The organism is Streptomyces sp. JLBT605 (assembly GCF_058215555.1).
In genome coordinates, this window is record NZ_CM177087.1 from 684301 (window position 1) to 706626 (window position 22326).

Sequence of the window (22326 nt, forward strand, 5' to 3'; positions counted from 1 at the left end):
TCAGGAGCCGGTCACCGGGTAGTGGTCGGAGAGGTTGGTGTAGGTGTACTCCTTGCCCCAGCTGGAGACCGTCCAGGGCCCGGACTGCTCCTTGATCACCTCGTTGTGCCAGGTGGCGGGGCGGGCGTGGCCCTGCCGGTGCAGCACGTAGTCGAGGTCTTCGCGCGGGTCGGTGGGGTAGCGCTCGGCCGCGATGGAGTTGTCCTGGGTGTCGAAGGAGTAGGGGTGGCCGGTGCGCTCGGCGTCGTCCAGGCCGGCGTCGGCGAGCATGGTCGCGTGCTCGGGGCTGCGGGAGTCGACGTTGAAGTCGCCCGCGACGATCACCTGTTCGCCGGCCGGGATGGCCTTGGCGTCCAGGAAGGCGTCCAACTCCTTGAACTGCTGGCTGCGGACCTTCGCGGCCTCACCCGCGGCGCAGCCCGGGTCGGTGGACTGGGCGTGCGTGCCGACCACATGGACCTTGGTGCCGTTGACGTTCAGCACGACGTATACGAAGCCCTTGTTGGAGTACCAGTCGGCGCCGCAGGCGTTTTTGTAGACGAACTGCTCCTTGCGCACGATCGGCCACTTGCTGAGGACGGTCACGCCGCCGTCCTCGGGGGTGGTGGACGAGTAGCTGCCGCCGGTGGCGTCCCAGCCGGTCTTGGAGCGGCCCATGACCGGTGTCTGGTACGGGTAGTCGGTGGCCGCGTTCGCCTTGAGGGCGTCGGATGCGGAGTTGTCGAACGCCTCCTGGAGCACGACCACGTCGCGGCCGCGGAAGAAGTCGGCCTGCGGGATGGCCTTGGCCCGGTGGTCCTGTCCCCAGTTCGGGTAGAGCGTCTTGCTGAAGAGGAAGACGTTGTAGGTCAGGACGTTCAGCCCGGGGGTGTCCGCGGCGGCCGACCGGGGAGCGTCCGCGGTGGTGGCGGTGGCCGACGGGGTGGATGCCACGAGGGCGGCTCCGGCCAGCGCGGTCGCGATCGCGGCACCCTGGGCACGGCGGAGCATGGGATGCGGCACGGCATCTCCTCAAACACGTGGGGGAAGTGACGCGCACATACAAGCAGGTGAAATTACCCTCAGGTAACACCCTGGAGACGAAAAATCTTCCGTGAACCGTACGTTCGGTCGCCGACGGGCGCGGAAGACCGGCGAAAGCCTGGCGGGATCCGGGGAAGAGCGGACGCCGGGCCGGGAAACGCGGACGCCCCGGTCCCCCGCCGGGCGGGTCCGGGGCGTGCGAGGGGGAGGCCGGTCAGCCCTGCTGGAACATCTCCGCGGGCAGCGGCTTGAGCAGCCGGTAGAGATCGTCGGTGATGGGCCGGTCCCAGCTGGCGATGGTGACCAGCACGCCGTCGCTGCGGTCGAACTGGGCGCAGGAGATGCGGCTTTCGGAGAGCTTGATGCGGCGCACGATGAGGAGGTTGTCCTCGTGCATCACGGGTGTGTCCTCGGCATCGACCACCTGCACCGGCTCGTCGTTGCCGAGCGCGGCGAGCAGCTGCGTGACCTCGAAGGGCACCTGGCCCTCGGCCAGCTCCCGGGCCGGCGATCCCTCGGGCAGATTGCCGATGATCATCGCGGGGCCGCGGCCGCCGAACAGGTCGTACCGCAGGAAGACGCCCTGGCAGCTGCCGTCCGGCGCGGGCAGCAGCCCGGCACCGAGATCGCCGGGCCAGTCGCCCGGATCCATGGCCAGGACGTCGAAGTCCGGGCCGGTGGGTGTGGCGGCGCTGCGGCGGCGGAGGAACGACATGCGGACATGGTACGTGCCCGGCGCCGCCGACCGCCGCACCGGGCGGGGGCCCGACCCACGGCGCGATCGCGGTGCGTCAGCGGCACCGCCAGCCGGCGTCGTCGTCGATCTCGATGACCTTCGGCAGGCCGGCGCGGTTGGTGCCCAGCTTGCGGTAGACGCCGGACAGCAGCCGGGCCACCGTCTGCTCGCTGATCCCCAGCTCCTCGGCGATCCGCGCGTCGCTGACGTCGGCGGCGGCCCGCTCGGCCGCGGCCTGCTCCTGCCGGGTCAGGGTGCCGGTGTCGTCGGCGTGCAGCGGGAGGGTGCGCAGCCCGACGGCGGAGAGCTCGTCGCGGGCGCGCAGCACCAGGGCATCGGCCCCGCACTGCAGGGCGCCCTCCAGACCCCGGTAGAGCCGGTCCCCGGCCTCCTGCGGGAGCCCTATGCGGCGCAGCGCGGCGCCGTGGTCGACGAGCGCCAGCGCGAGGTCGTAGCCGGACGGCGATCGCTCCAGAGCGCTGACGGCCTCGGCCAGCAGCTTGATCCGCTCCGGCCCGCGGGCCACCGAGGCGGCGTTGTGCAGGGCCTGGCCGATGGCGGAGGCGGTGCCGAACTGCTGGGCGCGGCGCAGCGCTTCCTCCGCGAGCTCTATGGCCTGGTCGGGGTCGGTCAGCGCGACCGCCTGCGAGAGGTGCAGCTGCCAGGGGCACCAGGCGGGGTTGCGCATGCCGCGGCCGTCCAGCCGCCGCCCTGCCGCGGCGAGCTGCTGGCGGGCCTCGCGGTGCAGGTTGCGGGCGAGCAGCAGCTCGCCGTAGGCCGCCTGGGCGTCGGGGTAGACCACGGCCTTGGGCACCGTGCCGTCGTAGCCGTGGGCCTCGGCCACCTCCTGGGCCTCCGCGACGCGTCCGCGCGCCAGCAGGGTCTGCACCAGGGTGCCGACGGCGGCCCACTGCGCCGGGGTGGAGGTGCCGACCCGGTCGGCGATCCGCAGTCCCTCGCGGACGAGTTCCTCGGCTTCGGTGAGCCGGCCGCGCCGGTAGCGGATGTAGCCGAGCAGGGTGAGGCCGAAGGCGAGGTGGGAGCCGCGCCAGCCCTTGCGCTCGCACTCGGCGATGCCCCGCTGGAACAGCGCCTCGGCCCGGCCGGGCTGGTCGCCGTAGGCGAAGGTGAGGGCGACCAGGATGGGGACCTCGAAGCCCCAGTCGTCGCCGGTCCAGCTGAGTCCGGAGCCGAGCGCCTCCTCGGCGTACCGCAGGGCGGTGGTGGCGGGCTCGCCGCGCACCACGGCGTCCCAGGCCCGCAGCCCGAGGAGGTAGCGCTCGGGGAGACCGCGGTCGCCGAGGTGCTCCACCAGCCGGGCGAGCCGCCGTGAGCGGGCGGGCGAGTCCTCCTCGTCGGCGCGGAAGGCGTTCCACATGAACTGCTCGGCCTGCATGCGCAGCCGGGTGCGGATGCCGGTGGCGCGCCGGGCTTCGTCCTCGACGATCCGCGCGGCCTCGTCCATCCGTCCGCTGTGTCCGTACGCCTGGGCGAGCCGGACGGTGGCGGCCTCGCGGAGCGCCGGGTCGAGGACGGGCTCCTCCAGCGCGGCCCGCAGGTGGTTGACGGTGGTGGCGGGTGCGGTGAGCGAGGTGGAGCAGCCGAGTTCGAACAGGACCGCGGCGCGGTCCTCCAGGCTCGGTGGTTCGCGCAGCGCCCGCTCCAGGCAGCGGCGGGCAGCCTCCGGGGCGCCGGCCCGCAGGTAGTCGCGGGCCGCCTCGCGCAGCTGGTCGACCACCCAGGAGTCGGCCTCCGGGTACATCTCCAGCATGTGGCGTCCGGCGGCCGCGGCGCCGAGTCCGGCGTCGACGACGACGGTGGCGGCCTGGCCGTGCATCGCGACGCGCATGGCCGCCGGGATCGCCTGGTAGACGGCGGTGGCGATGAGCGGGTGCAGGAACTCCAGGGTGTCCTGGCCCAGCGTGCCGCGCGCCAGTATCCGGGCGTCGCGGAGCCGCCCGATCAGCTGGCGGGTCTCGGTGGCACTGAGCGCGGAGACGCTGGCGGCCAGCGCGGGTGTCGCCTCGGTGCCGAGCACGGCGATGGCCGAGGCGAGCCGGACGGCGGAGGTGCCGAGCCGCTCCAGCCGGTCGATCAGGCCGTTGTCCCTGGCGGTGGAGACCAGCCCGCGCAGCTCGGCGGTGTTGGCGGAGCGGGGTTCTAGCTCCTGGTCGCGGATCTTGGCGGTGAGTTCGACGATCTCGAAGGGGTTGCCGCCGGTCACCGCCCAGCATTCGCGGCAGAAGCCGTCCTCGGCATCCTCGCCGAGGGTGGCGCGCACCATGCGGCCGACGGCGCCCGGGGTGAGCGGCGCCAGGACGTGCGGCCGCGAGCCCTGGCGCTCGGCGAGGCGCCGGAAGCCCGCCGCCTCGGCGGTCAGGTCCTCGGGGCGGTAGCCGACGGCCAGCAGGATGGGCAGGTCCTGGGTGCGGGGCGCGAACCCGGTGAGCCAGTCCAGGGATTCGGTGTCGGCCCAGTGGGCGTCGTCGAGGATCACCACGACCGGTCCGTACTCGACGGCGAAGCGGGTGGCCAGCCAGTCCAGGCCGTCCCGGACGCCCTGTGGGTCGGGGGCGCCGCCGTCGCGGGAGACGACCAGTCCCACGGCGGGCGCGACGATGTCGTACCAACTGCCGAGGATCTTGCGGTGTTCGGCTTCGCCGGCCGCCGCGAGGACGGGCTGCACGATCTGGCGTACGACATGGAAGGCGACGCCCTGTTCGCGCTCGCCACCGCGCGCGGAGAGCACGGTGCAGCCGCGGGCGGCGGCCCGGCGGCGCAGTTCGCCCAGGAGGGCGGTCTTGCCGACGCCCGCCGGCCCGGCGAACGCGATCACTCCGCCGGTGCGAGGCTCCCCGGATTCCTCCCCGGCGTCGGCCAGCTCGGCCAACACGGCGTCCACCGCGCTGAGTTCGGCATCCCGCTCGACCAGCATCCGGCCCGGTCGGGCTTTGTTCGCCACGCCCTCGTCCACGTTGCGTCCTCTCCCGGCAGGTCACGCTGAGCGTATCCCTACGGAACACTCCGTAGCACCCTCGTGGCCGAAATCTCACGGGCACAGGACCCTGGCACACACCAATTCGACGTACGTACTATCGACCAATCATTGGATCGCGCCCCCGCGCACGACCGCGCGACGGCGGGCGAAACATGGCGCGATTGCGCTCATTTCAGGCGACGCTCAGGGCCGGAGACAAGCGGGGGCAAGATGAACACGACGACGGTGCGACCTCAGGCCGCGGTGGCCGGCCTGGCCGAGCGGGCCGGACTGCTCGAGATCCCGGTGACCACGGCGGCCAGCCCGGACGGGGAGGCGGCGCGGCTGCACACCATCCAATGGCTGCGCCGCTTCGGCGTGTTCGGCCGGGAGACGGAGATCGCGGAGTACGACGCCCAGCGGCTGGACCGGTTATCGGCGCTGTTCTATCCCGGGGCCACCGGCTCCGAACTCGCCCTCGCCAACGATCTCAACGGCTGGTTCTTCGTCTTCGACGACCAGTTCGACGGGGAGCTGGGCTGCCGGCCGGAGGCGGTCGCCCGGCTGGTGGACAGCGTCATCCGGATCACCGAGGAGCCCGCGGCCGGGAGCGGACTGCACGACACCGCTTCCTCCACTCCCCTACTGGACAGCTTCCGCGATCTGTGGCGCCGCATCAACGCCGGTATGCCCCAGCTGTGGAGACAGCGCTTCCGGCGCCACTGGTGCGGCTATCTCAGCGCCCACACACGCGAGGCCCAGGAGCGGGCCGGGCGACCCGTCGAGTCGCTGGACGCGCTGCTGGCGGTGAAGCGCCACTCGGTGGGCGTGCAGCCCTGCCTCGACCTGCATGAACGCTTCGGCGGCCAGGTGCTGCCCCAGGCGGTGCACCAGGGCTATCCGCTGACCCTGATGCGCCAGGCCACCGACGACGTGGTGATCTTCATCAACGACATCGTCTCGCTGGACAAGGAGCTGGCCGCCGGCGAGGTCCACAACAGCGTGATCCTGCGCCGGGAGCGGCACGGCGGCACCCTCGACGCGGCGGTGCGGCACATCGCGGCGCTGGCCAATGCCCGGTTCCGGTTCTTCGAGGAACTGGCCGCGCAACTGCCCGTGATGCTCGCCCGGGACGGCGCCCCGGCCGAGCTGCGGAGCCAGGCGGCGGCCTACGTCGACGGGATGCGCCATGTGATGGCGGGCAGCCTGGCCTGGTCCCTGAGCACCTCGCGGTACGACGAGCGGGGCGTCGCCGCGGTGAGCAGCGGACGGCAACGTCCCTGGGCGGACCTCACCCCGCTGGGCGACCTGGACTCCGCGGCGGACGGCGGAGCGCGGGCCGCGGGCGGTATCGCCTGAGGTGTCAGGAGTCGGACCGGTGCCGCCGCTGGTGACGGGCGACGCGCGCCCGGTTGCCGCAGGACGGCCCGCACCACTCCTGGCGCGGGTGCCCCTTGAGGAAGTACCGCACACAGCGCGGGGCCTGGCAGGAGCGCAGCTGCTCGCGCAGCGGTCCGGCGAGGAAGGCGATGGCCTCGCGCGCGAGGACGGCGGCCAGCAGCTCGCCATCCGACGCGCCGGGCCGGCGCACCGCGCGGAGCACCGGCTCGCCGTCCTCGGGCCAGTCGAGGTGGGTCACCGCCGGCACGCGGGCCGCGGCGGCGTTCAGCCGGGCGATCGCGGCGTCGGCGGGCGGCAGCCGGTGGGCGTCGGCGGAGCTGGGCGGGCCGGGCCGCACCGCGCGGGCGAACAGCGCCCGGACCGCGGCCCGCACCTCGCGGACGGCGGCGAGTGCCGCCGCGTCCGCCCCGAGCCCGCCGGTCTCCCGCCCCTTGCGGCCCCCTTCGCCGGATGGCGCCTCGCCCTTGGCAGGGGTCGCCTGGCCCGGCCAGCCGGCCGCACGCAGCGCCTCGGCGTGCTCCCGCACCCAGGCGTGGAGTCCGGCGCCGTCGGTGAGGTCGTCGGCGACACCGCCGTGCCCGTCGTGGCGGATGGTGACGGCGAGGGCGAGCGCGAGCGGAGAGTGCGGTGAATCCGGCATGAGGCTAATGCTACTCTCACGATCCAACCATTAGCCATGGAGGGGGAGGTGCTGCTGTGATCTTGGCGGACGACGAGCTGCGCGGTGCGGTGCTGGCCGGGCACGACCGGCTGCCCGGCCTGCTGGAGGGGCTCACCGAGGCCGCGGTGCGGGAGCCGAGCGCGCTGCCGGAGTGGAGCCGGGCCCATGTGCTCGCCCATATCGAGGGCATCGGGCTGGCTTTCGCCCGGCAGGCCCGGTACGCGCTGCGCGGCGAGCTGATCGACGTATATGACGGGGGACGGCCGGCCCGCGCGGCCGGGATCGAGGCCGGGTCCCGGCGCACCGCGGAGGAGTTGCGCGCGGCGGTGACTGCCGCGCTCGTCGAGGCGGAGGACGCCTGGCGGGCCGTCGGGCCGGAGGACTGGACGCGTCCGGTCCGCTACCGCGACGCCGATCTGCGGGCCACTTTGCTGGGCTGGTGGCGGGAGTTGGAGATCCACTCGGCGGATCTGCTGCTCGGCTACGGTCCGGGCGACTGGCCCCGGGAGTTCTGCCGCCACGCCCTGGCGCATCTGGCGGTGCGGGCGCCCCAAGGGGTGCGGCTGGTCCTTGAGGCCACCGACGGCCCGGAGCGGCACACCGCCGAGGGCGACGGCGAGCCGGTGACCGTCCGGGGCGAACTGGGCGATCTGGCCGCGTGGCTGTCGGGTCGTGAGGTGTCCGGGCGGCTGGACAGCGGCACGGCTCCGCTCCCCGTCCTCGGGCCCTGGCCGTGACCGCCGGGCCCACCGACGCGGGCGGAGACGGCGGGGGCGGAGCCGGTGCGCCCGAGGACCGCGCGGCGGAGTGGCTCGATCTGTGGCGGGCCGGGCTGGGCAGCGTCCCGGAGGAGGTGTGGCGGCGGCAGGAGCTGCGGGTGCTCGTCCTCGCGGACAACCAGCTCACCGCGCTCCCGCCCGGCATCGGCCGGCTGCGGCGGCTGCACACCCTGGACCTGGGGCACAACCGGCTGACCGAGGTGCCGGAGGAGATCGGCGAGTTGCCCGAGCTGAGCCGCTACCTCTATCTGCACGACAACCGGCTCACCCGGCTGCCCGGCACCATCGGCCGGCTGTCCCGGCTCGGCTATCTCAACGTCGGCGAGAACCGGCTCGAGCGGCTGCCGCCGGAGCTGGGCGGCATGACCGCCCTGGTCGAACTCCGCGCCCAGCACAACGCGCTGGAGCAGCTGCCGGAGAGCATCGGGCGGCTCGGCGCGCTACGGGAGCTGTGGCTGCGCGGCAACCGGCTCACCGGCCTGCCGGGGAGCGCCGCCGGGCTGCGGGAGCTGCGCCATCTGGATCTGCGGGAGAACGCCCTCGGCGCACTGCCCGAGGCGCTGCGCGGGTTGCCGCTGCTGCGCCACGTCGACCTGCGGAGCAACCGGCTGCCAGAACTCCCGCACTGGATCGCGGAGCTGCCGTCGCTGGAGAAGCTCGACCTGCGCTGGATGGGGCTCGATGACGACCATCAGCACCTGCGCGCACTGCGGGCGCGCGGCTGCGTCGTCCTCACCTGACCGGGCCCGTGGGACCGATCGGTCAGGGGTGTGCGAGCTGCCCGGGGTGCCCGGGCAGCTCGCACCGCGCTCAGGTGAGGTCGAACTCGCCGTCCCGCGCGCCCAGCACGAAGGCGCGCCACTCGGCCGGCGTGAAGATCAGGGCCGGGCCCTCGGGGTGGCGGCCGTCGCGCATCGCGATGAAGCCCTCGACGAAGGCGATCTGCACATCGCCCGTCCCTTGGCTGCTGGAACGCCACTGGGCGTCCGTGAGGTCCAGCTTCGGCTTCTTGTCGGCTTCCGGTCGCTGCTCGGTGGTGGTGTCGGCCACGTCCTCTAGCTCCTCCCTGTTCGTCGTCCGCGCCCACCCTAGCGATCGCCGACCGTCCCGGACAGGTCACCGGAAATCCCCCGGCCGGTGTGGTAAGAGAGCTCGCCGGGGCGGGGCCGGGACGATGGCTCGGCGGGGCGGGTCAGCCGGTGGGCGGGGCGGCGCCCACCACCCACATCGCGAAGAACTGCGCGCCGCCGCCGTAGGCATGGCCGAGCGCGGTCCGCGCGCCCTCGATCTGGTGCTCCCCGGCCTCTCCGCGCACCTGGAGGGCCGCCTCGGCGAAGCGCAGCATGCCGGAGGCGCCGATGGGGTTGCTGGAGAGCACCCCGCCGGAGGGGTTGACCGGCAGGTCGCCGTCGAGGGCGGTGGCCCCGGACTCGGTGAGCTTCCACCCCTCGCCGGGCGCGGCGAAGCCGAGATTCTCCAGCCACATCGGTTCGTACCAGCTGAACGGCACGTACATCTCCACGACGTCGATCTCCCGCCGCGGGTCGGTGATGCCCGCCTGCCGGTAGACATCGGCGGCGCAGTCCCGGCCGGCGCGCGGCGAGACGAAGTCCTTGCCCGCGAAGAGCGTCGGCTCGCTGCGCATGGCCCCGCCGTGCAGCCAGGCGGGGGGACGCGGCGCGCGTCTGGCCCCGGCGCGGTCGGTGAGGACCATCGCGCAGGCGCCGTCGGAGGAGGGGCAGGTCTCGGAGTAGCGGATCGGGTCCCAGAGCATCGGCGAGGACCGCACCTGCTCCAGGGTCAGCTCGCTCTCGTGCAGATGGGCGTACGGGTTCTTCAGGGCGTTGCGCCGGTCCTTGAAGGCGACCAGCGCGCCGATGCCGTCGGGCGCCCCGGTGCGCCGGATGTAGGCCCGGACGTGCGGGGCGAAGAAGCCGCCCGCGCCGGCCAGCAGCGGCGGCTGGAAGGGGACCGGCAGGGACAGGCCCCACATGGCGTTGGACTCGGACTGCTTCTCGAAGGCGAGGGTGAGCACGGTCCGGTGGCGCCGGGCCGCGACGAGGTCGGCGGCGACGAGCGCGGTGGAGCCGCCGACCGAGCCGGCGGTGTGCACCCGCAGCAGGGGTTTGCCGACCGCGCCGAGGGCGTCGGCGAGGTAGAGCTCGGGGGTCATCACGCCCTCGAAGAAGTCGGGAGCCTTGCCGATCACCACGGCGTCGATGTCCGCCCAGGTCAACTCGGCGTCGTCCAGGGCCCGCCGGGCCGCCTCGCGGACCAGTCCGGCGATGGACACGTCCCCGCGGGCCGCGCTGTGCTTGGTCTGGCCGATCCCGACGACGGCCACCGGCTCCGCGCTCATCGCGTCTCCTCCGCTTCGAGGACGGCCACCAGGTTGTGCTGGAGGCACGGCCCCGAGGTGGCGTGGGCCAGGGCGCGGTCCGAGGTGCCCCGGTGGATGCCGGAGGCGGCCTCGCCGAGCCGGATCAGTCCGGCGGCCATCATGGGGTTGGCGGCCAGCGCCCCGCCGGAGGGGTTGACCCGGGCCGGGCCGTCCTCGGGGAGGTCCAGCGCCCGGCGGAGGATCACCTCCTGGGCGGTGAAGGGGGCATGCAGCTCCGCGGTGTCCACCGGCGCCTCGAAGAGACCCGCGTGCCGGGCGGCGAGCCGGGTGGAGGGCGAGTCGGTGAGGTCCCGCACGCCGAGCGAGTGCGCCTCGACGCGGTGGTCCATGCCGCGGATCCAGGCGGGCCGTTCGCACAGCCGCCGGGCGGTGTCCCCGGCGGCGAGGATCACCGCGGCGGCCCCGTCGCCGACCGGCGGGCAGTCATGCCGGCGCAGCGGCTGGATCAGGTAGTCCTCGTCCAGGAGCCGATCGGGGGTGGCGGAACCGGCGAGCTGGGCGTGCGGGTTGCCGGTGGCGGCGGCACGGTTGCGCGCGGCGATCCGGGCCAGGGCCGGCTCGTCGGTGGCGCCGCTGTCGATGAGGGCCTGGGTCTGGAGGGCGGCGAGCGCCACCGGGTCGGGCCACAGCGGGGCGAGGTAGTAGGGGTCGAGCCGGCGGGTGAGGACGGAGCGGAGGTCGCCGGCCGAGGACTTGCCGTAGGCGTAGACCAGGGCGGTCTCGGCCCGCCCGGTGAGCAGCTTGACCCACGCCTCGTACAGGGCCCAGGCGCCGTCCATCTCGACGTGGGACTCGGCGACCGGCGGCCAGGCGCCGACGCCGTCCAGGGCCATGGTGAAGGAGAAGGGCCGCCCGGCGAGGTAGTCGCAGGAGCCGGAGCAGGTGAAGCCGATCTCGCCGGCCGTCAGGCCGGTCTGGCCCAGCACCTGGTGCAGCACCGGCATCAGCATCTCGACCTCGGAGACCTCCGGGGTGGCGGGCCGGTGGTCGGTCTGCGCGAAGGCGACGACCGCGACGTCGATGGCGGCGCCTGGGGCGGCGGTGGCGTCGTCGGTGGTGGCGGGGTCCGTGGCGAGGCGGCTCACAGCAGCTCCCGGTAGCTGTCGTAGTCGGCGTCGGGCTCTGAAGTGGGGCGGTAGTGGTCGGGGTGGCGGCTGCCCTCGCTCCACACCGGCTCCACGCGCAGGCCCATCCGGACCTGGTCGTAGGGGATGCCGCCGATCCGCCCGTGCAGGGCGAGGTCGGCGCCGTCGAGCGCGATGTGGGCGTAGACGTAGGGGACTTCGATGTCCAGGTTGCGGGCCTTGATGTTGACGACGCAGAAGGTGGTGACGGTGCCGCGCGGGCCGACCTCGATCGGCTCGCCGGTGGCCACCCCGCAGGTGGGGCAGGCACCCCGGGGCGGCACGTAGACCTTCCGGCAGGCCGGGCAGCGTTCCCCGAGGATGGTGCGGTCGGCGAGCGCGGCGAGATGGCGGGACTGGGCGCGGCCGGGGGTGTAGGTGTACTCCAGGCGGGCGGGTGTGGTGATCGCGGTGACCGGGTCGGCGAACCGCCCGCTGTGCGGCCTGGGCACGGCCTCCTCGCCCGGGCCCGCTCCCGTGCCGCTCTCGCCCTCTCCGGCCCGGTCCCCGTGGGCCCCGTCCTCGTGATCCCGGCCCTCGTGGTCCCGGTCCTCGTGGTCCCGGTCCTCGTACGGTTCGAAGCAGGCGATGTCCGTGATGGCGCCGCGCCGCGTCGCGGCCCAGCGCACCCGTACGCGCATGCCGGTGCGCAGGGCGTCGGGGCCGGGAGCGTCGAGGGCGTGCAGCAGGGCGGTGTCGGCGCCGTCCAGCCGGACCAGCACCCAGGCGAACGGGGTCGGCAGCGGCTGTCCGGGACGCGGGGCCGGGTTCCAGGCCCAGGTGGTGACGGTGCCGGTGGGAGCGACCTCGACCAGCTGGCGCAGTTCGGCGGCGGTGACCGGGTCGTACTCGACCGGCGGCACCAGCACCCGGCCGTCACCGGTCCGCACCCCGAGCAGGGTGCCCTCGCGCAGCCCGGTGAGGAAGGCGCTCTGCACCGGACCGAGGGAGCGGGTGAAGGGGAACTCGACGGTGAGCGGGGCGGTGAGGAGTTCGGACACGGTGGCTCCTTGTCGGGCCTCGGCGGCTTCCGCGGCTACGGCGGCCTCGGCGGCTTCCGCGCTCTCGGTCAGGCGCGCCGGAAGACGGGCGGGCGTTTCTCGGCGAAGGCGCGGGAGCCCTCCTTGGCGTCTGCGGTGGCGAAGATCGGCCAGCCTCGGGCCAGTTCGAGCGCGAGGCCCTCGGCTTCCGGGAGTCCGGCCGTGTCGTGGACGCAGGCCTTGACCGCCTCCACGGCCAGCGGCCCGTTGGCGTTGATCAGCCCGGCGATCTCCAGAGCCTTGCCGAGCGCGGTGCCGTCGGGCACCACATGGCCGATCAGTCCGATGCGCTCGGCTTCCCGGGCGGTGTACGGGCGGCCGGTGAGCAGCATCTCCAGGGCGTGGGTGCGCGGGATCTGGCGGGCCAGCCGCACCGTGGAGCCGCCCAGCGGGAAGAGGCCGCGGCGGACCTCGAAGAGGCCGAAGACGGCGCTCTCGCCGGCGATCCGGATGTCGGTGCCCTGGAGGATCTCGGTGCCTCCGGCGACGCAGGGGCCCTCGACCGCGGCGATCACCGGTTTGCGCGGCCGGTGGTGGCGGAGCATCGCCTTCCAGTGCAGGTCGGGGTCGGCTGCCAGCCGGTCCCGGTAGGCCTCACCGGCCATCCGCCCGCCGTCCGCGAGGGCCTTGAGGTCCATGCCCGAGCAGAAGGCGCCGCCCGCGCCGGTGAGGACGATCGAGCGTACGGAGTCGTCCTCGTCGGCGGCCAGCCAGCCGTCGTGGAGCCCGACGAGCATGGGCAGGGACAGCGCGTTCCTGGCTTCCGGCCGGTTCAGGGTGATCACCAGGGTCGCCCCGGCCCGCTCCACGGCCACATGCTCGGTTCCGCCCATGGCGGCCCTCCCGTCCTCGGGTACCCGAGCAGGTTGCAGGAGGCGTGGAGCGACTTCAATAGTTTTCTGACAGTCAGTCAGATTTCTTTGCGAGGGCTCTTCCCACGGCGGTCGCCCGACGCTCTAATGACCGCCGGAACCCCGCTCCCGTTCCCCAGGAGGAGCCGTGGAGTACAACCTCGCCGATCTCTTCGAGTCGATCGTGGACACGGTCCCCGGCCGTGAGGCGCTGGTCTTCGTGGACCACACCGGCGGCGGGGCCACCCGGCGACTGACCTACGGCCGGCTGGACGCCGCCGCCAACCGGCTCGGCCACCATCTGCGCCAGGCGGGGATCCGCCCGGGCGAGCACGTGGGGCTGCATCTGTACAACGGGGTGGAGTACCTGCAGACCCTCTGGGCCTGCCTGAAGATCCGCGCCGTACCGGTGAACATCAACTACCGTTACGTCGCCGACGAGCTGGCCTACCTCTACCAGGACGCGGAGCTGGCCGCGCTGGTCTACGACGCGGAGTTTGGCCCCAGGGTGGCCGCCGCCGCGCCCAGGGCCCGCACCCTGCGCCATCTGATCCGGGTCGGCACCCCGCCGCCGGACACGCCCGAACCCGCCCCGGCACCGGTGCCCTTCGCCGAGGCCGAGGCCGCCGGCCGGCCCGAGCGCGGCTTCCCGCGCCGCCGCGCCGACGACCGGTTCATCATCTACACCGGCGGCACCACCGGGATGCCCAAGGGCGTGGTGTGGCGGCAGGAGGACCTGTTCTTCGCCGGGCTGGGCGGCGGCGCGCCGACCGGCGAGCCGGTGCGCCGCCCCCGGGAACTGGCCCAGCGGGTCGCGGAGGGCGGCGAGGGCCTGGTCTTCTTCCCCACCGCCCCGCTGATGCACGGCACCTCCACCCTCACCGCCTTCATCGCCTTCGACTTCGGCCAGAAGGTGGTACTGCACCGCCGCTACGCGCCCGAGGAGGTGCTGCGGACCGTCGCCCGGGAGCGGGTCACCAGCCTCTCGCTGGTCGGCGACGCGATGATGCGGCCGCTCGTCGACGCGCTGGCCGGGCCGTGCCAGGGTACCGACTGCTCCTCGCTGTTCGTCGTCAGCAGCTCGGGGGCGATCCTCACGGACACCGTGCGCGCCGAGTTCACCGCGCTGCTGCCGCAGGTGCGGCTGCTCGACAACTTCGGCTCCTCGGAGTCCGGCTTCAACGGCACCGCCACCGACGACTCCGGGCCGCGCAACGGCTTCCGGCTGCACGTCAACGCCCGTACGACGGTGGTCGATCCGGTGACCCGGCGGCCGGCGCCGGTCGGGGTACCGGGCCGGATCGCGCTGCGCGGCCATGTGCCGCTGGGCTACCACAACGACCCCAAGAAGTCGGCCGAGACCTTCTTCGAGGCGGACGGGGAGCGCTGGGTGCTCCTCGGCGACCTGGCCACGGTCGACGAGGACGGCGTGGTCACCGTGCTGGGGCGCGGCTCGCAGTGCATCAACACCGGCGGCGAGAAGGTGTTCCCGGAGGAGGTCGAGCAGGCGCTCAAGGCCCATCCGGACGTGTACGACGCGCTGGTGGCGGGGGTGCCCGACGAGCGGTGGGGCAGCCGGGTCGCCGCGGTCGTCCAGCCCCGGGCGGGCGCCGGGCCACTGACCGCCGACGCGGTGCGGGCGCACTGCCGCGCCCGGCTCGCCGGCTACAAGATCCCGCGCACCGTCGTCTTCACCGACCGCATCCAGCGCTCGCCCAGCGGCAAGGCGGATTACCGCTGGGCCCGGGCGGTGGCCGCGGAAGGGGAGGCGCCGCGCGGCAGCCTTCCGTAGCAGGGCGGTGGTGGGCTGGGGGCACCTCCCTGGGGGCACCCCCGGACGGAGTCTGGGGGAGGTAGCTGGGGGAGGGAGGGCGGACGCGGGATCAGGCAGGGAGCCTCAGGAACTCAGGAACTCCACCACCGCGGTGAGGAATTCCTCCGGCCGCGCCTCGTGCACCAGGTGTCCGGCGTCGATGGTGATCAGCCGGCCGTCGGGGACGCGGGCGGCCAGCTCGGCCACCTCATCCTGCGGCAGATGGCTCTGCGGGCCGCCGGCGATCACCAGGGTGGGGGCGGTGATGTCCGCCAGCCGCCTCGTCCAGAGCGGGTCGGGCGCGTTGCGATGCTCGGTGAACTGCGTCTTGACCGCCCAGTCCAGGGTCAGCGGCTCCTGCGGCGGGTCGGGCACGGGCAGCGGCGGGTCCTGTGGCAGCAGCGGCGGCGCGTCCTCGATGACCAGCCGCTCCACCAGGTCGGGGCGGTGCTGGGCGACCAAGTAGGCGATCACTCCGCCGTAGGAGTGGCCGATGACGACGAGCCGGGCCAGGCCGAGTGCGTCGGCGAAGCCGAGGACGTCGTCGCGGACCCGCTCCAGGTTGTAGTCCCCCGGCCGGTCGCTGGCTCCGTGGCCGCGCAGGTCCAGGGCGAACACCTGGCGGTCGGCGGCGAGGCGGGGAGCCACCGCCGCCCAGTCGGCGCCGTCGGCGCCGAGGCAGTGCAGGAGCAGCACCGGGGTGGCGCCGCCGGGGCTGCCCCAGGTGCGGTACGCGAGCCGGACTCCGCCCGCCCGCGTCGTGTCCCCCGCCCGCACCGTCTGAACCATCGGAACCGTGGTGTCCCCTGGAACTGTCACATGATCGCTCATCCGTCCGAGCGTAGGCCCTGCCAGTACGGTTCGCGCAGCCGCCGCTTGTAGAGCTTGCCGTTGGGATCGCGTGGCAGTCGCGCGAGGAAGTCGATCGAGGCGGGGCACTTGTAGCGGGCGAGCTGCCGCGCGCAGTGCGCGATCAGTTCGGCGGCCAGCTCCGGGCCGCCGCGGTGGCCTTCGGCGGGTTCGATGACGGCCTTGACCTGCTCGCCCCAGTCGTCGTGCGGGATCCCGAAGGCGGCGGCGTCGGCGACCGCGGGGTGGCTGAGCAGCGCGGCCTCGATCTCAGCGGGGTAGATGTTGACCCCGCCGGAGATGATCAGGTCGATCTTGCGGTCGCGGAGGTAGAGGTAGCCGTCCTCGTCGAGCAGGCCCATGTCGCCGACGGTGAAGTAGTCGCCGATGCGGTTCCGGCGGGTCTTGTCCTCGTCCTTGTGGTAGGCGAAGCCGCCGGTGCTCATCTTCATGTAGACGGTGCCGACCTCGCCGGGCGGCAGTCGCTTGCCGTCGTCGTCGAAGACGGCCAGTTCGCTGATCGGCCATGCCTTGCCGACCGTGCCCGGCCTCTTCAGCCAGTCCGCCGCGGTGGCGAACGCTCCGCCGCCCTCGCTGGCCGCGTAGTACTCCTCCACGCACTCGCCCCACCACTCGATCATGGCTCGTTTGACGTGGTCCGGGCAGGGGGCGGCGCCGTGCACGGCGTGCCGCATGGACGACACGTCGTAGGCCCGCCGGGTCCGTTCGGGGAGGGCGAGCAGCCGGTGGAACTGGGTCGGCACCATATGGGTGTGGGTGCAGCGGTGGGTGGCGATGAGCCGCAGCATCTCCTCCGGCGCCCAGCCGTCCATCAGCACCAGCCGGTGCCCGATGTGCAAGGAGGCGGCGGCGAACTGGAGCACCGCGGTGTGGTAGAGCGGCGAGCACACCAGGTGGACGTTGTCCTCGAAGGGCCGGATGCCGAAGAAGCCGAGGAAGCCGCCGAGATGGCTCTCCTCCGGCGGCCTTCCGCCGAGCGGCCGCCGCACGCCGCGCGGCCGGCCGGTGGTGCCCGAGGTGTAGTTCATGACCCAGCCCAGGGTGCGGTCCGCCGGGGGCGTGTCCGGCTGCCCGGCGAGGAGGTCGGTGTACGGGCGGAAGCCGCTGGCCTCGCCGACCGCGTAGCGGTGGCCGGCGGGCAGCCCGGCCTGGTCGGCGGCGTGGCGGGCCGCGGCGGCGTACCGCTGGTGGGCGATGAGCACCCGGGCACCGGAGTCGCCGACGATCCAGGCGATCTCCGGTCCGGTGAGGTGGTGGTTGACCGGCACCAGGTAGAACCCGGCCTGCGCGGCGGCGAGATAGGCGGTGATGAACTCCGTGCCGTTGGGGAGGACGACCGCGAAGGCGTCGCCCTGCCGCAGCCCGGCCGCGCGCAACCCGGCGACCAGCCGGTTGCAGTCGCCGTGCAGCCGGGCGGCGGTCCACTCCTCGCCGCCCGGGGCGATCAGGGCCGTGGTCTCGGGTCGCGCCGCCGCGTTGGCCCAGAACCCCTTGGCTTCCTGCCGGTTCCCGCTCGTCGTCATCCTCGCGTTCCTCCTCAGCTGCGTCCGGCGATGCGGTTGACGCGGTCGATGGCGCGCTCGAAGCCGCGGGTGAGGTCGTCGAAGACGGCCTGGACGGGGCGCCGGGTCGTCATCAGCCCGACGACCTGGCCGACCGGGGTGCCCAGCAGCGGCTCCACCTCGTACCGCTGGATACGGGAGACGGCCTCGGCGACCAACAGGCCCTGGAGCGGCATCGGCAGCGGGTCGGGGCCGGCCGGGTCCTCCCAGGCGTCGGTCCAGGCGGTGCGCAGCTGGCGGGCGGGCTTGCCGGTCAGCGCCCGGGAGCGGACGGTGTCCCCGGAGCCGGCCGCGAGCAGCTTGCGGCTCAGCGCCTCGGAGTGCAGTTCGGCCTCGTCGGTGGTGAGCCAGACCGAGCCCAGCCACACCCCCTGGGCGCCGAGCGCGAGCGCCGCGGCGATCTGCTCGCCGGTGCCGATGCCGCCGGCGGCGAGCACCGGAAGCGGGTCGACGGCGCGCACCACCTCGGGGGTGAGGACCATGGAGGCGATCTCGCCGGTGTGGCCGCCCGCCTCGTAGCCCTGGGCGACGACGATGTCGATGCCGGCTTCCTGGTGGTGCCGGGCGTGGCGGGCGCTGCCGGCGAGTGCGGCGACCAGCATGCCGTGGTCGTGGGCGCGGCGCACCACATCGGCGGGCGGCGGCCCGAGCGCGCTGGCGATCAGCTTGACCGGGTAGTCGAAGGCGACGTCCAGCTGGCCGCGGGCGACGTGCTCCAGCCAGCCGGTGATGCGCCAGCCGCCCGCCTCGTCCGCGGCGAGTTCGGGCACGCCGTACCGGGCGAGGGTCTCGCGGACGAAGGCCCGGTGGCCTTCGGGGATGAGTGCCTCGATGGCCTCTTCGGTGATGTCCGCCGCCTCCGCCGGCCGGTGGGCGGGCATGACCACATCGAGTCCGTAGGGTCTGCCGTCGGTGTGCTCCTGCATCCAGTCCAGATCCCGGGCGAGGTCCTCCGGCGCGCGGTAGCGGACCGCGCCGAGCACACCGAATCCGCCCGCCCGGGAGATCGCGGCGGCGACCGCGGGGAAGGGGGTGAAGCCGAAGATGGCGTGTTCGGCGCCCAGCGTCTGGCTCAGCTCGGTCTGCATGGGGGCAGGGTGCCGCAGTGGGCGTGCGAACGGAAGGGTTTTTCTGACGGGGCGTCAGCTGGCTTCCAGGATTGCCATGGCCGCGTTGTGGCCGGGGACGCCGCTTACGCCGCCGCCGCGTACCGCGCCCGCTCCGCAGAGCAGCACATTGGGGTGGGCGGTCTCCACGCCCCAGCGGCCGGTGCCCTCCTCGGCGCAGGGGAAGGCGAGGTCGCCGTGGAAGATGTTGCCGCCCGGCAGCCACAGCTCCCGCTCCAGGTCGACCGGTGTCTTGGCCTCGATGCACGGCCGGCCGTCCGCGTCGAGCGCCAGGCAGTCGGTGATCGGCTCCGCGAGGTGCGCGTCGAGCTGGGCGAGGGTCGACTCCAGCAGCGTGGCGCGCGCCCCCTCGTTGTCGGCCGTGAAGAGCTCGGCGGGGGTGTGCAGTCCGAAGAGGGTCAGGGTGTGGCATCCCCGGCGCACCAGGTCGGCGCCGAGGATCGAGGGGTCGGTCAGCGAATGGCAGTAGATCTCCGAGGGCGGAGCGGACGGCAGCTCGCCCGCCGCGGCCTGCCGGTACGCCTCGCCCAACTGCCGGTACCCCTCGGCGATGTGGAAGGTCCCGGCGAACGCCTCCCGGGGGTCGACCGCGGTGTCCCGCAGCCGGGGCAGCCTGCTCAGCAGCATGTTCACCTTCAGCTGCGCGCCTGTCGCCGTGGAGTGCGCCGGCTGCTCGCCGAGGAGTTCGGCCAGGTGGCGCGGGGAGGCGTTCACCAGTACGTGCCGGGCGGCGGCCAGATGCTCGCCCGCGGCGTCCCGGTAGGTGACCTCCGCGGCGGTGCCGTCGGTGGCGATGGCGGTGACCGTGCGGCCGGTGGCGATCCGCGCGCCCGCCGCCCGGGCGGCGTCGGCGAGGGCGTCGGTGAGCGCGCCCATCCCGCCCACCGGCACGTCCCAGTCTCCGGTGCCGCCGCCGATCACGTGGTAGAGGAAGCAGCGGTTCTGCCGCAGCGAGGGATCGTGGGCGTCGGCGAAGGTGCCGATCAGGGCGTCGGTGAGCACCACTCCGCGGACCAGGTCGTCGGTGAACGCCGCCTCGACGGCCTCGCCGATCGGCCGTTCGAACAGCGCCCGCCAGGCCGCCTCGTCGTCGATCCGGGCGCGCAGCTCGGCGCGGGTCGGCAGCGGTTCGGTGAGGGTGGGGAAGACCCGTGCGGCGAGCCGCCCGGTCATGCCGTAGAACCGCTGCCAGGCCGTGTACTCCCGGTCCGAGCCGGTGAGCCGGGCGAATGCCTCCCGGGTCCGGTCCGTGGCCGCGCCGTCCACCAGCAGCCCGGTGGGGCGTCCGCCGCGCACCGTGGGGGTGTACGAGGAGACGGCGCGCTTGCGGACGGCGAAGCGCAGGCCGAGGTCGCGCACGATCTTCGGCGGGAGCAGGCTGACCAGGTAGGAGTAGCGCGACAGCCGCGCGTCGACGCCGGTGAACGGGCGGGTCGAGACGGCCGCTCCCCCGGTGTGGTCCAGCCGCTCCAGTACCAGCACGGTCCGCCCGGCGCGGGCGAGATAGGCGGCGGCGACCAGCCCGTTGTGGCCGCCGCCGACGATGACTGCGTCGTACGCCTCGCTCGTTGGCATGGCTCCTGGTTAGCACAGCAGGCGGCGGACGGGCAGTGGTGCGTCAGCTGGGGGAGCGTCGCGACGCCGCGCAGACCCATCGGACACCCCCTAATGCGGCCGGCCGAGCTGCTCCAGGCACTGAGCCTCGTCGCCGCGGCTGGTGAGGGTGTCCGGGTGGTCGGCGCCCAGCACCCGCTCCCGGGCCCGGGCCACCTGCTGGTAGAGGCTCAGCGCGTCGGCCCAGCGGCCCAGCCAGCCCAGGGCGACCGCGATCTCGCGTCGGCTCACCAGGGTGTCGGGGTGATCGGGCCCCAGGGTGCGCTCGCGGATGGCGCAGATGTCCCGGGCTTCGATGAGCGCCTCCTCCCAGCGGCCCAGCCGCCCCAGGTTGACGCCCAGTCCGTGCCGGGCGCGGAGCGTCTCCGGGTGGCTGGGGCCCTGGGCGCGGGTCCGGTCGTCGGCGAGTTCGCGGTAGAGCTTGAGCGCTTCGGCGCTGTCGCCCAGCCGCCCCAGGCAGATGCCGATCTCGTAGCGGGCGGCCAGCGTGTCGGGGTGGTCGGGGCCGAGCACCCGGGCGCGGGCCTCGGCGACCTGGCGGTAGCCGCGCAGGGCGTCGTGCCAGCGGTCCATCCGGCCCAGCGCGTGCGCCACCTCGTGGCGGGTGACCAGCGTGTCGGGGTGGTCCGGGCCGAGCACCCGGGCGCGGGCCTCGGCGACCTCGCCGGCCATGGCGCAGGAGTCCGCCGGCCGGCCGAGGCGGGCGAGGGTGAAGGCGAGGTTGTGACGGCAGCGCAGGGTCTCGGGGTGGTCCGCGCCCATGATCCGGGTGCGGGTTTCGAGCACCGCGCGGTAGATCTGCTGGGCGTCGAAGTGGCGGCCCAGCTGGCCCAGGACGAACGCGGTCTCCTGCCGGGCGGCGAGGGTGTCGGGATGGTCGGGGCCGAGTCTCCGCTCCCGGCCGTCGGCGACCATCCGGTATTCGTGCAGGGCCTCGCCGGGCCGGCCGATCCGGCTGAGGGTGTACGCGACCTCGTACCGGCTGGCGAGGGTGTCGGGGTGCTCCGGGCCCAGCGCGGCGGCGCGCACCTCGGCCACCGACATGTGCACCGTACGCGCCTCCTCCCAGCGGCCCTGCCGGGCCAGGCCGAGGCCGGTGCGGTGGCGTTCGGCGAGGTCGGCCTCGCCCGCCCCCGGCGGCGGGAGGGGCCGGTCGGGCACGGTGAGCGGCAGCGGCACATCCGGACTGCGGTCGGGCACGGTGAGCGGCAGCGGCACCTCCGCGCTGCGGCGGCCGGTCCAGGTGGTGGTGAGCCCCTCGGCCGCCGGCAGGGGCGCGCCGCCCGCCAGGTGTGCCCCGGCAATGGGTCCGGCGGTCATGGCACGGGCCCAGCCGGGCAGCCGGGACGGCGCCCCGGTGTGTCCGTCGGCGGCGCGCGCGGCGGTGATCGGAGCGGCCAGCGCGGCGGCGTCCCCGGGCCGGTCCTCGGGCTCCTTCGCCAGCAGGTCGAGGATGAGGCGTTCCAGCGGCTCGGGGAGCCCGGGGTGGTGGTGGCGGGGCGGCGCCGGCTGCGTGTCGCGGTGGCCGACGATGATCGACCAGGTGTCGCCGAGGTCGAACGGCGGAGCCCCGGTGCACAGTTCGTACAGCACGCAGCCGAGCGAGTACAGGTCGCTGCGGTGGTCGATGGCCGCGCCCTCGATCTGCTCCGGCGACATGTAGTGCGGGGTGCCCATGTGGATGCCGCTGCCGGGGCCGGTGAGCCGGGCGGTGAAGCCGATGTCGTGGCCGAGGCGGGCGATGCCGAAGTCGCAGATCTTCACCGTGCCGTCGGGCAGCCGCATGATGTTGGCCGGCTTGAGGTCGCGGTGCACGATGCCCTGCCCATGGGTGTAGGCGAGGGCGCCGGCCACCTGGTCGGCGATGTCGAGGACCTCGTGCGCGGGCAGCGGCCGCTGCCCGCGGTCCGCCAGCAGCTGGCTGAGATTGCGGCCGTCCAGCAGCTCCATGACGAGGAACAGGACCCCGTCGTCCTCCCCGAAGTCGTGCACCACGGTCACACCGCGGTGCTGGAGCGCTGCCGCCACCCGCGCCTCACGGCGGAAGCGCTCCTCGACCATTCGGGTGAAGGACTCGTCGCGCTGCGGCGCCCGGGGCTTGAGGCACTTGACGGCGACACGGCGGCCGAGCGATTCGTCGCGGGCCCGCCACACCTCGCCCATTCCGCCGCGCCCGATCAGGTCGAGCAGCCGGTACCGGCCCTGGATCAGCCTGGTCTCAGCCATTCTCCGCAGCCGCCCCCGTTCCTGGCTCCGCCTGTCGCCCACCACCGCTCTCGACACGATGCGGCGCTGACCCGTCCGGTGGGCGCGCCCGACTCGCGGTCCAGTATGGCGGCCGGGCGGC

The 22326-nt window shown here is 74.0% G+C and carries 18 protein-coding genes; 4 read left to right on the top strand and 14 right to left on the bottom strand.

Annotated elements, in window-relative coordinates:
• The 3 genes from sph to AC4BDD_RS03190 form a co-directional block, all read right to left on the bottom strand.
• The gene (sph, locus tag AC4BDD_RS03180) at positions 1-1002 is read right to left on the bottom strand and encodes a sphingomyelin phosphodiesterase (protein WP_490689429.1); all 1002 of its coding nucleotides are present in this window, start codon (positions 1000-1002) and stop codon (positions 1-3) included.
• 235 nt (positions 1003-1237) lie between these two features.
• Positions 1238-1738: a hypothetical protein gene (locus AC4BDD_RS03185; protein ID WP_490689430.1), complete on the bottom strand. Its 501-nt coding sequence runs from the start codon at positions 1736-1738 to the stop codon at positions 1238-1240.
• Positions 1739-1814: 76 nt separating this feature from the next.
• Positions 1815-4694, bottom strand: coding sequence for an ATP-binding protein (locus AC4BDD_RS03190; RefSeq protein ID WP_490691633.1), 2880 nt, complete (start codon positions 4692-4694; stop codon positions 1815-1817).
• Positions 4695-4967: 273 nt separating this feature from the next.
• Here AC4BDD_RS03190 and AC4BDD_RS03195 point away from each other — a divergent pair, with 273 nt between their 5' ends.
• On the top strand, positions 4968-6095 hold the full coding sequence (locus tag AC4BDD_RS03195) for an isoafricanol synthase (RefSeq protein WP_490689431.1): 1128 nt from the start codon (positions 4968-4970) through the stop codon (positions 6093-6095).
• Between the two features lie 4 nt (positions 6096-6099).
• Here the strand turns inward: AC4BDD_RS03195 and AC4BDD_RS03200 are convergent, their stop codons facing one another.
• Positions 6100-6777 carry a CGNR zinc finger domain-containing protein gene (locus AC4BDD_RS03200; protein WP_490689432.1) on the bottom strand — a complete coding sequence of 226 codons (678 nt, stop codon included), beginning with the start codon at positions 6775-6777 and terminating at the stop codon, positions 6100-6102.
• 56 nt (positions 6778-6833) lie between these two features.
• Between AC4BDD_RS03200 and AC4BDD_RS03205 the strand changes: the two genes are divergently transcribed.
• Positions 6834-7535, top strand: coding sequence for a maleylpyruvate isomerase family mycothiol-dependent enzyme (locus tag AC4BDD_RS03205; RefSeq protein WP_490689433.1), 702 nt, complete (start codon positions 6834-6836; stop codon positions 7533-7535).
• Between the two features lie 80 nt (positions 7536-7615).
• Positions 7616-8317 (top strand): leucine-rich repeat domain-containing protein, encoded by a 702-nt coding sequence (locus AC4BDD_RS03210; RefSeq protein ID WP_490691634.1) that lies wholly within the window; start codon positions 7616-7618, stop codon positions 8315-8317.
• A 70-nt stretch (positions 8318-8387) separates the two neighbouring features.
• Here AC4BDD_RS03210 and AC4BDD_RS03215 read toward each other — a convergent pair whose 3' ends face one another.
• From AC4BDD_RS03215 to AC4BDD_RS03235, 5 genes are all read right to left on the bottom strand, one after another.
• On the bottom strand, positions 8388-8627 hold the full coding sequence (locus AC4BDD_RS03215) for a DUF397 domain-containing protein (RefSeq protein ID WP_490689434.1): 240 nt from the start codon (positions 8625-8627) through the stop codon (positions 8388-8390).
• 142 nt (positions 8628-8769) lie between these two features.
• Complete coding sequence (locus AC4BDD_RS03220) at positions 8770-9936, bottom strand: thiolase family protein (RefSeq protein ID WP_490689435.1); 1167 nt, start codon at positions 9934-9936, stop codon at positions 8770-8772.
• A complete protein-coding gene (locus AC4BDD_RS03225) occupies positions 9933-11000 on the bottom strand; it encodes a thiolase family protein (RefSeq protein WP_490691635.1) in 1068 nt (355 codons plus the stop codon). Before AC4BDD_RS03225 ends, AC4BDD_RS03220 begins: the two co-directional genes overlap by 4 nt.
• A gap of 59 nt (positions 11001-11059) precedes the next feature.
• Entirely contained in the window at positions 11060-12103 is a 1044-nt protein-coding gene (locus tag AC4BDD_RS03230) for a Zn-ribbon domain-containing OB-fold protein (protein ID WP_490689436.1), read from the bottom strand.
• A gap of 68 nt (positions 12104-12171) precedes the next feature.
• Entirely contained in the window at positions 12172-12975 is an 804-nt protein-coding gene (locus AC4BDD_RS03235) for a crotonase/enoyl-CoA hydratase family protein (RefSeq protein ID WP_490689437.1), read from the bottom strand.
• Between the two features lie 166 nt (positions 12976-13141).
• On the opposite strand from AC4BDD_RS03235, the gene AC4BDD_RS03240 reads away from it, so the two are divergent.
• Entirely contained in the window at positions 13142-14785 is a 1644-nt protein-coding gene (locus tag AC4BDD_RS03240) for an acyl-CoA synthetase (protein ID WP_490689438.1), read from the top strand.
• 105 nt (positions 14786-14890) lie between these two features.
• Here the strand turns inward: AC4BDD_RS03240 and AC4BDD_RS03245 are convergent, their stop codons facing one another.
• The 5 genes from AC4BDD_RS03245 to AC4BDD_RS03265 form a co-directional block, all read right to left on the bottom strand.
• A complete protein-coding gene (locus tag AC4BDD_RS03245) occupies positions 14891-15637 on the bottom strand; it encodes an alpha/beta fold hydrolase (RefSeq protein ID WP_490689439.1) in 747 nt (248 codons plus the stop codon).
• Positions 15634-17199, bottom strand: coding sequence for an acyl-CoA synthetase (locus AC4BDD_RS03250; protein WP_490689440.1), 1566 nt, complete (start codon positions 17197-17199; stop codon positions 15634-15636). Before AC4BDD_RS03250 ends, AC4BDD_RS03245 begins: the two co-directional genes overlap by 4 nt.
• Before the next feature lie 14 nt (positions 17200-17213).
• Complete coding sequence (locus tag AC4BDD_RS03255; protein ID WP_490689441.1) at positions 17214-18326, bottom strand: NAD(P)H-dependent flavin oxidoreductase; 1113 nt, start codon at positions 18324-18326, stop codon at positions 17214-17216.
• A gap of 54 nt (positions 18327-18380) precedes the next feature.
• Positions 18381-19940 (bottom strand): phytoene desaturase family protein, encoded by a 1560-nt coding sequence (locus tag AC4BDD_RS03260; RefSeq protein ID WP_490689442.1) that lies wholly within the window; start codon positions 19938-19940, stop codon positions 18381-18383.
• Positions 19941-20030: 90 nt separating this feature from the next.
• Positions 20031-22205, bottom strand: a complete 2175-nt coding sequence (locus AC4BDD_RS03265) for a serine/threonine-protein kinase (RefSeq protein WP_490689443.1) — start codon at positions 22203-22205, stop codon at positions 20031-20033.
• Between the last annotated feature and the right edge of the window lie 121 nt (positions 22206-22326).

Bases quoted from the DNA above. Each gene is read 5' to 3' on its own strand.
- AC4BDD_RS03185 (WP_490689430.1), bottom strand. From the start codon at position 1,738: ATGTCGTTCCTCCGCCGCCGCAGCGCCGCCACACCCACCGGCCCGGAC.
- AC4BDD_RS03190 (WP_490691633.1), bottom strand. From the start codon at position 4,694: ATGCTGGTCGAGCGGGATGCCGAACTCAGCGCGGTGGACGCCGTGTTG.
- AC4BDD_RS03195 (WP_490689431.1), top strand. From the start codon at position 4,968: ATGAACACGACGACGGTGCGACCTCAGGCCGCGGTGGCCGGCCTGGCC.
- AC4BDD_RS03200 (WP_490689432.1), bottom strand. From the start codon at position 6,777: ATGCCGGATTCACCGCACTCTCCGCTCGCGCTCGCCCTCGCCGTCACC.
- AC4BDD_RS03220 (WP_490689435.1), bottom strand. From the start codon at position 9,936: ATGAGCGCGGAGCCGGTGGCCGTCGTCGGGATCGGCCAGACCAAGCAC.
- AC4BDD_RS03235 (WP_490689437.1), bottom strand. From the start codon at position 12,975: ATGGGCGGAACCGAGCATGTGGCCGTGGAGCGGGCCGGGGCGACCCTG.
- AC4BDD_RS03245 (WP_490689439.1), bottom strand. From the start codon at position 15,637: ATGAGCGATCATGTGACAGTTCCAGGGGACACCACGGTTCCGATGGTT.
- AC4BDD_RS03250 (WP_490689440.1), bottom strand. From the start codon at position 17,199: ATGACGACGAGCGGGAACCGGCAGGAAGCCAAGGGGTTCTGGGCCAAC.
- AC4BDD_RS03255 (WP_490689441.1), bottom strand. From the start codon at position 18,326: ATGCAGACCGAGCTGAGCCAGACGCTGGGCGCCGAACACGCCATCTTC.
- AC4BDD_RS03260 (WP_490689442.1), bottom strand. From the start codon at position 19,940: ATGCCAACGAGCGAGGCGTACGACGCAGTCATCGTCGGCGGCGGCCAC.
- AC4BDD_RS03265 (WP_490689443.1), bottom strand. From the start codon at position 22,205: ATGGCTGAGACCAGGCTGATCCAGGGCCGGTACCGGCTGCTCGACCTG.